The 12,194-nt window shown below is 49.0% G+C and carries 14 protein-coding genes and 2 tRNA genes; 4 read left to right on the top strand and 12 right to left on the bottom strand.

What is annotated here, in order from left to right; genetic code table 11:
- Positions 1-231 precede the first annotated feature (231 nt).
- From HYX48_02450 to ispD, 4 genes are all read left to right on the top strand, one after another.
- Positions 232-1,428 carry an MFS transporter gene (locus tag HYX48_02450; protein ID MBI2742761.1) on the top strand — a complete coding sequence of 399 codons (1,197 nt, stop codon included), beginning with the start codon at positions 232-234 and terminating at the stop codon, positions 1,426-1,428.
- A gap of 835 nt (positions 1,429-2,263) precedes the next feature.
- On the top strand, positions 2,264-2,785 hold the full coding sequence (locus HYX48_02455) for a UvrB/UvrC motif-containing protein (GenBank protein MBI2742762.1): 522 nt from the start codon (positions 2,264-2,266) through the stop codon (positions 2,783-2,785).
- On the top strand, positions 2,769-3,848 hold the full coding sequence (locus HYX48_02460) for a protein arginine kinase (protein MBI2742763.1): 1,080 nt from the start codon (positions 2,769-2,771) through the stop codon (positions 3,846-3,848). The genes HYX48_02455 and HYX48_02460 overlap by 17 nt, the downstream gene beginning before the upstream one ends.
- 46 nt (positions 3,849-3,894) lie before the next feature.
- Positions 3,895-5,274: a 2-C-methyl-D-erythritol 4-phosphate cytidylyltransferase gene (ispD, locus tag HYX48_02465; protein ID MBI2742764.1), complete on the top strand. Its 1,380-nt coding sequence runs from the start codon at positions 3,895-3,897 to the stop codon at positions 5,272-5,274.
- On the opposite strand, the gene HYX48_02470 is transcribed toward ispD, so the two are convergent.
- The 12 genes from HYX48_02470 to HYX48_02525 form a co-directional block, all read right to left on the bottom strand.
- On the bottom strand, positions 5,271-5,681 hold the full coding sequence (locus HYX48_02470) for a hypothetical protein (GenBank protein MBI2742765.1): 411 nt from the start codon (positions 5,679-5,681) through the stop codon (positions 5,271-5,273). The two genes, ispD and HYX48_02470, sit on opposite strands and share 4 nt — an antisense overlap.
- Positions 5,682-5,691: 10 nt before the next feature.
- Positions 5,692-6,240 carry a hypothetical protein gene (locus HYX48_02475; GenBank protein MBI2742766.1) on the bottom strand — a complete coding sequence of 183 codons (549 nt, stop codon included), beginning with the start codon at positions 6,238-6,240 and terminating at the stop codon, positions 5,692-5,694.
- Between the two features lie 15 nt (positions 6,241-6,255).
- Positions 6,256-6,747, bottom strand: a complete 492-nt coding sequence (locus tag HYX48_02480; protein MBI2742767.1) for a hypothetical protein — start codon at positions 6,745-6,747, stop codon at positions 6,256-6,258.
- Positions 6,748-7,053: 306 nt separating this feature from the next.
- Complete coding sequence (locus tag HYX48_02485) at positions 7,054-7,614, bottom strand: hypothetical protein (GenBank protein ID MBI2742768.1); 561 nt, start codon at positions 7,612-7,614, stop codon at positions 7,054-7,056.
- A gap of 216 nt (positions 7,615-7,830) precedes the next feature.
- Positions 7,831-8,343 (bottom strand): hypothetical protein, encoded by a 513-nt coding sequence (locus HYX48_02490; protein ID MBI2742769.1) that lies wholly within the window; start codon positions 8,341-8,343, stop codon positions 7,831-7,833.
- A 189-nt stretch (positions 8,344-8,532) separates the two neighbouring features.
- Entirely contained in the window at positions 8,533-9,075 is a 543-nt protein-coding gene (locus HYX48_02495) for a hypothetical protein (protein ID MBI2742770.1), read from the bottom strand.
- Between the two features lie 38 nt (positions 9,076-9,113).
- A complete protein-coding gene (locus HYX48_02500; protein MBI2742771.1) occupies positions 9,114-9,656 on the bottom strand; it encodes a hypothetical protein in 543 nt (180 codons plus the stop codon).
- A 38-nt stretch (positions 9,657-9,694) separates the two neighbouring features.
- Positions 9,695-10,216: a hypothetical protein gene (locus HYX48_02505; GenBank protein MBI2742772.1), complete on the bottom strand. Its 522-nt coding sequence runs from the start codon at positions 10,214-10,216 to the stop codon at positions 9,695-9,697.
- A 447-nt stretch (positions 10,217-10,663) separates the two neighbouring features.
- Positions 10,664-10,737, bottom strand: a tRNA-Lys gene (locus tag HYX48_02510).
- A gap of 3 nt (positions 10,738-10,740) precedes the next feature.
- Positions 10,741-10,815, bottom strand: a tRNA-Glu gene (locus HYX48_02515).
- A 71-nt stretch (positions 10,816-10,886) separates the two neighbouring features.
- A complete protein-coding gene (gene frr, locus HYX48_02520) occupies positions 10,887-11,438 on the bottom strand; it encodes a ribosome recycling factor (protein ID MBI2742773.1) in 552 nt (183 codons plus the stop codon).
- Positions 11,439-11,441: 3 nt separating this feature from the next.
- Positions 11,442-12,176 (bottom strand): UMP kinase, encoded by a 735-nt coding sequence (locus HYX48_02525; protein ID MBI2742774.1) that lies wholly within the window; start codon positions 12,174-12,176, stop codon positions 11,442-11,444.
- Between the last annotated feature and the right edge of the window lie 18 nt (positions 12,177-12,194).

Genomic DNA, 12,194 nt, shown 5'->3' on the forward strand with positions numbered 1-12,194 from the left:
CGCGCCAAATCAGGTTGAACGGCCTCTCGCCGCAATCTCGGCTCTTGAGGGCCGAGTCTAGGCGGGATTCATATTCTCTTTTATCCTTAAGCCGAAGAGAATCTCCTTTCTACAGGAAGGAGTTCTTTAAATAATTATTAATATTACAAAAATTTAATTTTTAATTTGATTCAAAATTATAATTAATTAAAATGAGGGAAAGAGAATTCTGTTAATTCCAGGTGCCGCCGCATGTCCTCCCTCACAAAAAGCCTATGGTTTCTGTGGCTTAGCCACCTCTTCATGGATTTTTTTACAGGAATCTGGCCTATCTACAAGACGCTAGCGAACATCGACATCGCTCAAGCGGGTCTCATTGCGGGCGTAAGCGGCTTCCTGGGAGAGATCTTCCAAGTCCTCTTCGGCTACTTTTCAGACCGCGGCTACCGCAAGCGCGTTCTGCTACTTGGGCTTGTACTCTCATCATCGATCCTCTGGATCACCTTTGCTCAGGGAATCTCGGGCTCATTTCTTCTCCTTCTGCTTCTCATGCTCGGATCTGGATCTTTCCATCCAGCCGCTATGGGTATGGCAGGAGCTCTCGCCGGCGAGAAGAAGAAGGGGTCATCTATCCTCTTTTTTGCTTCAGGCGGCGCAATTGGCCTCGGCATCTCTCAACTCGCTTTTACAAAGCTGCGCGAGGTCTTTCAGGGTCACGCTCTCATCGTCTTCGCCCCTCTTCTAATCCTGATCGTTCTTCTTATCTTCCATCAATTCCCTAAACAGGTCTTTGCGCAACCTACCCTTTCGCTACGTGGTTTTTTTCAACCGATCATGCACTGCCGCAAGCCTCTCCTCCTCCTCTACCTCTCTCAGGTCGCGGTCCAAGGGCTCGTCCTCTCTTTTATGTTTCTGCTGCCCGACATCCTCGCTACGAGAAAGTGCGACAGCTGGCTCTGCATGGGCGGCGGCCACCTCTGCTTCGTTCTGGGTTCTGCCCTCACCATGGTTCCTGCTGGATGGCTCTGCGATAAGTATGGCCAGAAAAAAGTTCTTCTCACGGTTGTGTGCGGAGCTGGGCTGCTCTTCTATACTTTTTTAACTCATCCGGCAACATCGATAGGCCAGATCGCCCTCATGCTGAGCGGCCTCGGCGCCTTCCTGGGCATCATCAATCCAATTATCGTCTCGTGGGGCAATCGCCTTGTCCCCGAAAGTCCAAGCACCGTCTCCGCTCTCCTCATGGGCTTCGCCTGGTGCTTCTCAAACTTGGGCCCCGCCTTTGCGGGCTTCCTAGCCAAGTTCTACGTCGAAGAGCCCTATCTCAATGCGATCGCAAGCTTGGGTGGCCTCCTCTTCCTCATCTTCTTCTTCGTCCTCTTCATGCCCCGCCCAGAAATGGCCAAAAAAGCTGTTCTAGTGAACGACGATCAACAACCACTCCAGTAAACCTCAAACTAAGATTCAGAGTTTATAGTCGAGAATTATGAAGTGCTAGGATAGACATGTCGGATGGTGTGCGCTTTGCCACACCTCCAGCGACCACCTTGCGCTTCACCTCGCTTTGCCAAACCGTGTGCTCGAAAGCAGAGTGGGCCTTCGCCCTACCCTGCACGCCTGGCCGGCTTTTCTGTGCTACGGTTTTGCTGTGCGATCTGAATCGATTGGCTGCTCGAGGCGCTCATCCCACTTCCTCCGTCGTGGGTCCCTTTCGCGTCCAGTCGCAGATGCAATTAAGAGTGTAAGAACTTCCCTCTTCATTCTCTTTTCATTGCGGCGAAGCCGCATCACTTCTGCGCCACGCAGTAAGGCGCAGGCCGCGGCCGCAAGTACTCAGTTCGTGAAATTTTTGCACTTTGGGCTGACGTGAAAGCTCCCGCGGTTGAAATGGCGTGAAGGGGGCCGTATTGCATTAATACTGTCCCCTTTCACGCCATCTCAACCCCGGGGCTTTGACGCAGCCGAAAGCGTAAAAATTTTGCGAACTGAGTACCGGGGCAAAGAGCAATTGCGTCGAAGTTGCGAAGAGCAGTGCTCCGCACGGCGAGCAACCCGAGACGCGATAGCTCACGTCAGTGAGCGGTGATCAAAGCCCTAGTTAGGCTCAAGGGGGCAGCTGGGGGTCCCCGAGAGAACGCCGAAGGCCTTTCTCCTGGACCTCCGACATGTCTATTCTCTTTTACCTACAAAATAGGACTAGCGATTTCGCAACAACTTATCTGATGAAGATTGAGAGTGAATTAAACAGGGAGCTCTGGTTAGTATCCGGAAACGGGGGCAAGAGATGACTGAGAGACCGGTAGAGTGCGGCCATTGCAAAAAGCCAGCTAAAGTTCTGTACAAGGAGATCGAGGGCAAAACGACGACCTGCACAGAGATGTGTGCAGACTGTCCCATCCTTCAGCAGAAACTGCATGGCGAGGTGACCCCTCCTAAAACCGCAGAGGGAAGCACCTCAGGTCTCTGCTGTGGAAACTGCCTTACCACTCTCGAATCCGTAAAAACTGGCAACCCCGTCGGCTGCAGCGAGTGCTACTCTGTCTTTTCCGATATTCTTGTCTCTCAGCTCATGGAATCCGATAGCATCCCCTCTCGCCTAAAAAAGAGTCTAACGATGAAGCGCGGGCAGCCTCTTCATGTGGGAAAATCCCCAGACAAGACCGTCACCATCGCGGCCTCTTCGAGGCTCCTCGCCTTAAATCAGGCTCTGAACGACGCTCTCAAACAAGAAAATTATGAGCAGGCCGCTTGGCTGCGCGACCAGATCAAAGCACTTACCGAAAGATCCAATGACGCAAAATCCTGAACTCTCGGCATTTCTGTTTGAGCACACCCCTTGGCAAGATGAGGTGAATCCGATCTGGCCCATTTCAGCCTTTACTCTCCACCGCAACCTAGCCCGACACAACTTCCCTCCCAAGCTCCAACCAAATCAGTATGCCCAGGTTCTCACCTCCCTTAAAAATAGCCTCCTCTCTTGCAAGGAGCTCGACCGGCCTAGACTCATCGGTGCAGAGGAGCTCTCCGCTCTCGATAAAGAGCTCCTATTCGAACACTTTCTCTGTTTTGAGAGCTTTCAGAATACCACCGCCGGCCAGGCGTTTCTCATCGATCAGAGCGCGAAGTTTCTCGCTCTTATCAATATTGGAGATCATCTGCAGATCCAGCTGCTCGACAGCTCTGGAGGCTGGGAGAAGAGCTGGAACATCTTGAGTAAGATCGAGGGCGCAATTGCAGAGACGCTCGGCGTCGCCTACTCCCCAAAATTCGGCTACCTCACCTCCGACCCCAACATCTCTGGTACTGGCCTCATCGTACAGGTCTTTCTCCACCTCCCCGCCCTCACCCACACTGAGCAGCTTCAAGAGGCTCTTGTTAAGCAGAAAGAGGAGGAGGTCGCTGCCATCAGCCTGCAAGGCCGTATCGAAGAGATCGTCGGAGATATTATCGTTTTAAAAAACGGCTTTACACTCGGCATCTCTGAAGAGAACATCCTCAGAGCGCTTCACACCGCAGCCATGAAATTCATGGCTCTTGAGAAAAACGAGCGCGTCCGCCTTAAAAATGAGGGGAGCGTCGCAATTAAAGATCAGGTCAGCAGAGCCTACGGCCTCCTTCTCCACTCCTATCAACTACAGACCAAAGAGACCATGGACGCCCTCAGCCTCCTCAAGCTCGGCCTCGATCTAGGCTGGGTCACAGGCATCTCAGATACCAAGCTAAATGATATCCTCTTCAAGTGTCGCCACGCCCACCTCTCTCACCTCTCCCAAGAAAAGAGCAGCGACCCCAACCAGCTCTCCCACCGCAGGGCAGAGTTTATCCATAAAGAGCTCCAGGGCGTCTCTCTAAAAACAGAAGAGACTTGAATAAGCATAAACCTATAAAATCGGCTATATCACCTATTGGATAGGTATGACATTGAATCAAACTAAATATGTAAGTGCAATTTTGCTGATGGGAGGAAAGGGCGCAAGGTTCAAAAGCGCGCTGCCCAAGCAGTTTCATGCGCTTGCGGGTAAGAAGATCTACCTCCACACGCTAGAGCGCTTTCTGAAGAGCAGCCTCTTCGCTGAGATCATCCTCGTCTGCCCTGAAGAGTGGGCCGAAGAGGTGAAGAGCGATCTTGAAGGCTGCACAGATAATATTCGCATTGCAGTTGGCGGCGCAACGCGCCAGGAGTCATCCTATCTCGGGCTACTCGCCTGCTCTCCCCAAACCACTCATGTGGTGATCCACGACGCTGTACGCCCCTTTGTCACTGAGAAGATCCTGCGCGAAAACATCGCCGCCTGCCAGGCTTTTGAAGCTGCAGACACCTGCACGCCCTCTGCCGATACGATCGTCCACTCAAAAGATGGCCAGAAGATCGACGAGATCCCCCAGAGAGCCCACTACCTGCGCGGGCAGACTCCCCAGAGCTTCTCCTACCCGCTTATCCTCAAAGCTCACGAGCTCGCGGAAAAGGAGGGGCGCGCCGCAACCGACGACTGCTCCCTCGTGCTTGCGCTCGGGCATCCCGTGCGGATCGTCGAGGGGGATGAGTCGAACATCAAAATCACCACCGATCTCGACCTCTATCTCGCAGAGCAGCTCTTCAGACGCACCTCCCCTCCTTCCGAAGCAGGTAGCGCGCAGAGATCTTTAAACGGCAAGCTCTTTGCCATTACGGGAGGAACGGGCGATATCGGCAGAGCGATCGGAGCTGCTCTGGAGAAAGAGGGAGCGCGCGTCCAACTGATCTCGCGCAGCTCAGAGCCCTACATGGCCGATCTCTCATCACCCAGCCAGTGCGAAGCTCTTTTCAAACAGCTCGCATCAATTGAGGGGCCTCTTGACGGACTCATCAACTGCATTGGGCTCTTTAAATTAAAAGAGGTGGACGCTCTAGATTCGAGCGAGATTGAAGAGCTGATCAGCACCAACCTGACAAGCGTCATTCTCTCTTGTAAGCATGCAGAGATTAAGGAGGGGGGAGATATCATCAACATCGCCTCTTCCGCCTACTCTCGCGGCAGAAAGGGGTATGCCGTCTACTCTGCGGCTAAAGCCGCTGTCGTGAACTTCACACAGGCTCTAGCAGAGGAGAGACCTTGGCTGCGCATCAATGCGCTTGCTCCACAGCGTACTCAGAGCCGCATGCGCAGCTCCTACTTTCCTGAAGAGGAGCCCTCATCTCTTCTCACTCCGACGCAAGTTGCAGATGCTGTGCTAGCTCTTCTCAAAGAGGAGAGCTCCACGACCGGCATCACCCTTGAAGTCCGCAGAGCTGACCCACTTGTTAACAGTCGTTAAGAGTGACAGAGCTTGATATCGTCAAAATCTAGCCCTCTGCCTAGCAGCGCGTTCTGGACAAGCGCGGAGATCGCTCTTGCGGGAGCATCCACAATTGAAAATAGCGCTCCGATCATCAGCAGAAAGGAGATCTCGAGAAGATCATCTCTACAACGCACCAGTGTAATTGCAAAACAGGGAAGAAGTGCAATAAGGCCAAGGGCGAGGCGGAAGGCAGCCTCCACCTCTATCGCAACCATGAGAGCCAGATAGCCGAGCGCGCCTACCACTCTTCTCGCCATCGCCTCTAAACCATCCGCCTTCACATTGCAAAACTCATTCAAATCATTGAAAGTTGTGTAAGCGAAGGGAGCAAAGAGCTCCTTGCCATAAGACTCCACATTGCTTTTTGAGATGCCAACACACATAAAAATCTCTCTACTCTTTTCTAATATGGATCAATTCACAAACGGTGAGCTCTGAAAAATCTTTTCGCACGCGCCGCTCATTGCACACATCGAGCAGACATTTTTGTACGAGAGCAGAGATTGTTCGAATGGGCGCATCGACAAGGAAGATGCAGGCTAAATATGTTAGATCTCGAAATAGCGTAATAAATTCTGGATCGTCCTTCTGTAAGTAGTAATACACACTATAGAGAAAACCCAGAAAGTAGAGAGGGATGCGCACGAGCATCTCTATCTCTGCAACCAGAAGAAGCCCCGCATAGCAGAACGCTCCAACGATTTTTCTGCCCGTCCTTTCGGCCATCCCTATCTCAGCGTCCAGAATCAGCTGCTTGCCTCCTGCTCTCACCTCTATACCCGTGATCGCGCGGCTCATCTCATTTGTTCTGACCACCATGTGCCTAGGGCTTATAAACTCTGTGACGCCATCCATCAGTGCATAGGTTAGCGGATAATCTATGCAATCGCAGGTCTCATCATCATTGTTTGCTAGGACTCTCCTCTCAATAAATGCTACCATAAATTTCGCCTTAGCTTAGCAGAGTGAAAGTTCTCTTAAGTTTTTGCGTCCATGCGCTCCTTGCGCATCAAGTAGACACTTCTGAACTAGCGCTGAGATGATTCTTACTGGAGCATCGACAATGAGTATGCCAGATAGAATAGCGTGCTCCAGTGCTTGATCCCCAATCGCTGCCATATCACCAACACAAGTGCTAAATAGAAACGAAACGGCTGCGACAACTAGAGCCAGAACAAGACGCACAACTACCTCAACCTCTGCAGCAACCAGAAGCCCTGCAAAGCAGAGAGCTCCCACAACCCTCTTCTCTAAGCTCTCGATACAATCCAGCTCTTTATCAAGTATAACGGGCTCTCCAGGCAGGCCTGTAGCACCATCAGCATAAGCTCTTGGAGGCTGCTTCGGATTCATCCACTCGGTTACATCATCCATCCACTGGTAGGTAACTGGAGTATCTAAAAAGCTACCTTTTCTTAGTACCTCTAGATTAAGCGCTGCGATAACCATAACTCTCTCCCTTTTTGATTCTTAATTTTTTAAGGCGGGCGTACAGCCTACACCTCTTGATATTCTTTTTGCAAGGCTCTCCTTTCTAAAAAGCCTTTCGAAAACATTATAAATATTGATAAGATTATAACAATTAATTGCAATAACTTCCATTTAATGATTATTTTAATCCATTCTTTATTACTCTTTGATTGAGCGAAGCGAAATCCCTGGAGTGCGCGCGCTCTGCGCCGCCCTTAATTTTTATTTGAAACAAAAAATTTTTTTACCACAGAGAAGAGGGAAAAGAGCGCATTTGCAAGCGTTCTACGAAGCTTCGGTCTCTAAACCTTTGCAGCTACAGAGCGTGAGCTCTTCAAAGTCTTTGGGATTCTCATTCTCGTTATTAAGATCCAACAGACACTTCTGAACGATTCCGGAGATTGCGCGCACCGGCAGGTCGACTATTAAGCCAAGATCTTTAATAAACAGAAGGTCTAAAAGAAACGTCGTATCATCGAAATCATAATTATCAAACAAACACGCATGAGCAAAAGAGAGCGGAATCAGAAAAAGCGTAACCACAGCGCGCACGACAAGCTCTATCTCTACTGCCACAGCAAGAGCTACATAGCAGAGAGCTCCGATAACTCTTCGCGCCATGCTCTCTATGCACCCTACTCGTTGATAGCGAACTCTTTCTCGCTGTTCAATCTTGCCATCTGCAGCTTCGACATCGACTTTATCATAAATGTACTTGCCCTCTGCATCTCTTACAGGCTGGTCCAAATCCATAAAATCATTAGTTACCCAACGCATTCCCTCCATTGCGAAAGGAGTTATTGTTTGATTGTCGTAGTCGCTCCAGTCGATCACTTTGAATACCAAAATTCTTCTCCTTCTAATTTTTTGCAGAACGTTATAAAATAGTGATAAATATTATAACAATTAATTGCGATGGCTTCCAACTTAATAATTATTTTAATATCTTTGATTGAGCGGAGCGAAATCCTCCAGGGATCTCTCTTCGTTCGGTCAAAGAAAAAGGAAAAAAGAAAAGAGCGCATTTGCATGCGCTCTTTGAGAGGGAGAGGCTTGCTCTGCTTACCAGCAGATCGAAAGATCCCAGTATGTGACGCCCAGACCTTTTTCGTTCTGAACATTGAACAGACACTTCTGAACAATCCCAGAGATGGCGCGCACAGGCGCATCGATAGCAAAAAAAGCATCGACGAATAAGAGCATAGTAAAAGCACCCGCCGTATCAAAATCGCAATCATCACAGAATAATCCATATGCAATAAAGACCGGAACTAGAACAGCTGCAACCAGAGCACGGAAGATAAGCTCAACCTCTCCAGCTACTGCAAGCGCTGCGAAGCAGAGCGCTCCAACGACTCTTCTTCCAAGGCTCTCCAGGCAGTCCATTTCGACGTTCTGCATCACTGGAACATTAATTGTCCTATCTCCCCTTTTGACCGCTTCGAACCTCGGACCATCCCCATCCACAACTTGTTCGCTGGGGGTAATAAAGTCAGCTGTCCAGTCCATTCCCCAATGGAAAGCGGGGGTTATGAATGCGTTACCAAAATCTTTTGTTTCCGGTGTAAATACCATAAATTCTCCAAATCAAGTTGTGTAAGAGGGCGTCTACAAAGTCAGAAACTTTGATTTTTTAAGGTTTTTTGGCAGAATTTAAATTGTTTTTCGCAGGACATACTTGAGAAAGTAGGCCAAGAAAGACAATTTATAGTCTGCCGAAAAGACTAAAAAAGCATGTTGCTGCCTTTGTAGATACCCTCTAAGTTATACTATCTGGCAGAGCGCAAGCTCTCTGTATGTTTTGCCGCCTTCATTGTTCTGGAGATTGAGTAGACACTTTTGTACAATTCCGGAGAGGGCGCGAATGGGCGCATCGATGGCATAGAGCCCATTTTTCATCATCTGATCTACATAATTTCCCAGCTCGTCACTCCAATCTCCATCATCGCAGTACTCACAGGCTATAATGAACGGAAGTAGAGCAGTATAAAGCAGAGTTCTGAAAACAAGCTCTACCTCTACTGCTACAGCAAGAGCTGCATAGAAGAGCGCTCCTACAACTCTTCGTCCCATGCTCTCGAGGCAGTCCAGCTCTTTATTTGCCGTCATCCTGGCAACTTGCACTTTTTCATAATCTCCCTTTTGGGAGTTCCATCTTCGTATCTCATCAGTAAGCAGTGCGCCCGAATGTTTATCAATTGCTTGCGTGCGAGGAGTAATGAACTCTGTTGTCCAATCCATCGCCTGTAGAGAAAAGGGGGTTATTCCGGCATTGTTAAATTCGGATCTAGTTGGTGTGTATACCATAAATTTTTTCCCTGTTTAATTTTTTATCAAAACTCGGGTTAGCAGAAGAGAGCGAGGTCATCGAACTCTTTAGGATCGCCCCACTTATTCTCAAGATTCAGCAGGCACTTCTGCACGATCCCGGAAATTGCGCGCACCGGCGCGTCGATCGCCAGGCCAATATCCTTGATAAATAGAATATCTAAAAACTGTAGCACACCTGTGAAGTCACAATTATCGCACAAGCATGCGTAAGCAATCCTGATAGGAATCAGGACTAGGGTAAGCGCAGCGCGCACAACAAGCTCTACCTCCACCGCCACCGCAAGGGCCGCATAGCAGAGTGCTCCGATAACTCTGCGCGTCATGCTCTCCAGGCACCCCATCTCCGCTCGCTCCATTATGGGCTCATTTCTTGAGCTTACGATCTTATTTTCATGATTGCGTATTGGGACAACTCGCACCTTTAGATCGCCTTTTGCATCTTTCGCCTGCTCCATTGGATGTAGAAAATCTTCAGTTACCCAAATCATTCCCGACACTGCAAAGGGAGTCATGATTGGATTGTTATAGTCTCTTGATTCGATTACGTTGAATACCATAAATTCTCCTGTTTAATTAGTCGTCGTCGCAGATGCTACTAGAAATCGCAGATGTTTAGCTCGTTTAACTCTTTACGGAACCCGCCCTCATTAACTACATCGAGCAGACACTTCTGAACGATCGCAGAGATTGAAAGCAGGGGCCCATCGATCAGATAGATTACAGAAAAAATAGCCTGAGCTATGCAATACCAAGTCCAAGAATCTTGAAATTTCCTATCTTGCAACGCGAGAAGCGGAAGGGTGAATGGAATAGCAGCAAGGGAGAGGGCGAGACGCACGATCTCCTCTGCTACAACTGCAACGAGAAGCCCTGCGTAGCAGAGAGCTCCAAAAACTCTACGCGCCATGCTCTCAAGGCATCCTAACTGAGCATCTGTTAATAGCGGCTTTCCAGTATGCCTGCCAAGCCTCACGGTTCCATCTGCATTCTTGAGTGGCTCTTGAGGATTCATGATCTCGGTGGTCACCCAGTCCATTGCACGGTAGGTGAGAGGTAGAATATCTGCGTCAGCGTGGGACCAGTCTCTTACCGCGTTTATATTCACTTGCATTACCATAGATGCTTCTCTTGTTTAATTTTTTAGGCGTAGAGCCTACACCTCTTCACACTCTTTTTGCAAGAAATCTATTTCCAAACAGCTTCTTGTAAAATCTATAATAAATAGACATAAAATTATAACACTTAATTACAATTACAGTAACATTAATGATTAATTGAATATCTTTCTTTGATTGAGCGAAGCGAAATCCCTGGAGTGCGCGCGCTCTGCGCCGCCTTGGCTTCTTTCTGACCAGAGTTGTGAAAAACAAAATTTTAAGAAATTCAGGGCGGCGCAGAGCGCGCGCACTCCAGGGACCTCTCTTCGTTCGGTCAAAAAAAGATTAATGCTTAAGACAAGTAATTTTTGTTTATTAGGAATGAAAGAGAGATCGCCGTGCCGATGCCTTAGAAAGGCGGCGCTAAGTTGCCGCACTCTAAAACCTAAATTTTTTTGGAAAAAAATTGAGACTTGATGGACTCGAACCATCGACCCCCTCATTAAAAGTGAGGTGCTCTAACCAACTGAGCTAAAGTCTCGTGTGACCCCAAGGGGATTCGAACCCCTGTTATCAGAATGAAAATCTGGTGTCCTAGGCCTGACTAGACGATGGGGCCATTCTAAAAACGCTAAGAATCTAAAGAATTCCCGCTATTATTTGCAAGAGGCACTTAAACCTACCATGCATTTAAACAGTTAAAATCTCCTTCTCTTTTTGCGCAAAGAGGTCGTCGATCTCTTTGCAGAACTTATCTGTATACTCTTGGATGCTCTTTTCGGCTTTTTTCATCACATCCTCTGCGATCTCTCCATCGGCCTTCTGTTTGCGCACCTGCTCGTTGCCTTTGCGGCGCGTCTCGCGGATGGTGATCTTGGAGTCTTCTGCCTTCTTCTTGCCCTGTTTAACGATCTCTTTACGGACGTTCTCATCCATCGGAGGGATCATGATGCGGATGGCGCCCCCTTCAACGATGGGCTGAAGGTTGAGGTTCGCCTTTTCAATGCCTTTTGCGATGGGGCCTGTTGTTTGGGGATCAAATGGCGACACCTGGAGCTGGCGCGACTCTGGAACGGAGATGTTCGCAAGCTCTTTAATGCGCATATTTGAGCCGTAGACCTCTACCATCACGTTTTCAATGATGGCGGGGTTGGCGCGGTTGCTGCGAAGCCCCTTAAGCTCTTGCTTAAAGTGTTCAACAGTGGCTTGCATTTTTGTTTTTACTTGATCTGGAACGCTCATCTTCTATTCTCCTTGGACTATGGTGCCGCCAACAACTCCATCCCTCTCTTCACAGATCGCTTTTAACAGGGCTCCTTTTTCAAAGAGGTTAAAAACATAGATGGGAATACGATTTTCACGACAGAGTGCTATTGCTGTAGCATCCATGACTTTAAGATTTTTGGCGAGTGCCTCTGAATATGTCAGTGTGCTGTACTTGGTGGCTTTCGGGTTTTTCTTGGGATCGTCGGTGTAGACGCCATCCACAGTAGAAGCCTTGAGCAAGATCTCCGCGCTCATCTCACTGGCTCTTAAGCTGCCTGCAGTGTCGGTAGTGAAATAGGGGTTTCCTGTGCCGCCAACAAAGATGACGGGGATCTTTTTTTGGAGTGAGAGGAGGGCCTGCTTCCAATTGTACTTTTCTACAATCGAGTCTGCACTAAGAGCGCTCATGACGCGGCTCTCGACGCCAACAGCAGCAAGAGATTGCTGCAACACGAGGCCGTTAATGATGGTGGCGAGCATTCCGATCTGATCAGCTGGGGTGCGGGCGAAATCGAAGAGGGAGGCTTGAGCTCCGCGGAAGACGTTTCCTCCGCCGATAACGATGCCAATCTCTACGCCCTTCTCATGGATCTCTTTAATCGAGCGAGCGATGTGTTCACATGCGCTGCGCTCGAATCCGAACTTTCCATCGCCCTGGAGGGCCTCGCCAGAGAGTTTGAGCAGGATCCGTTTGTACTTTACCTTCATGCTCATCACTCTCTCGTTCCAAAG

The organism is Chlamydiales bacterium (genome assembly GCA_016185065.1).
Taxonomy (GTDB): domain Bacteria; phylum Chlamydiota; class Chlamydiia; order Chlamydiales; family Rhabdochlamydiaceae.

Excerpts from the sequence above, each read along its gene's own strand:
- HYX48_02450 (MBI2742761.1), top strand. The coding sequence starts at position 232 with ATGTCCTCCCTCACAAAAAGCCTATGGTTTCTGTGGCTTAGCCACCTC.
- HYX48_02455 (MBI2742762.1), top strand. The coding sequence starts at position 2,264 with ATGACTGAGAGACCGGTAGAGTGCGGCCATTGCAAAAAGCCAGCTAAA.
- HYX48_02460 (MBI2742763.1), top strand. The coding sequence starts at position 2,769 with ATGACGCAAAATCCTGAACTCTCGGCATTTCTGTTTGAGCACACCCCT.
- ispD (MBI2742764.1), top strand. The coding sequence starts at position 3,895 with ATGACATTGAATCAAACTAAATATGTAAGTGCAATTTTGCTGATGGGA.
- HYX48_02470 (MBI2742765.1), bottom strand. The coding sequence starts at position 5,681 with ATGTGTGTTGGCATCTCAAAAAGCAATGTGGAGTCTTATGGCAAGGAG.
- HYX48_02475 (MBI2742766.1), bottom strand. The coding sequence starts at position 6,240 with ATGGTAGCATTTATTGAGAGGAGAGTCCTAGCAAACAATGATGATGAG.
- HYX48_02480 (MBI2742767.1), bottom strand. The coding sequence starts at position 6,747 with ATGGTTATCGCAGCGCTTAATCTAGAGGTACTAAGAAAAGGTAGCTTT.
- HYX48_02490 (MBI2742769.1), bottom strand. The coding sequence starts at position 8,343 with ATGGTATTTACACCGGAAACAAAAGATTTTGGTAACGCATTCATAACC.
- HYX48_02495 (MBI2742770.1), bottom strand. The coding sequence starts at position 9,075 with ATGGTATACACACCAACTAGATCCGAATTTAACAATGCCGGAATAACC.
- HYX48_02500 (MBI2742771.1), bottom strand. The coding sequence starts at position 9,656 with ATGGTATTCAACGTAATCGAATCAAGAGACTATAACAATCCAATCATG.
- HYX48_02505 (MBI2742772.1), bottom strand. The coding sequence starts at position 10,216 with ATGGTAATGCAAGTGAATATAAACGCGGTAAGAGACTGGTCCCACGCT.
- frr (MBI2742773.1), bottom strand. The coding sequence starts at position 11,438 with ATGAGCGTTCCAGATCAAGTAAAAACAAAAATGCAAGCCACTGTTGAA.
- HYX48_02525 (MBI2742774.1), bottom strand. The coding sequence starts at position 12,176 with ATGAGCATGAAGGTAAAGTACAAACGGATCCTGCTCAAACTCTCTGGC.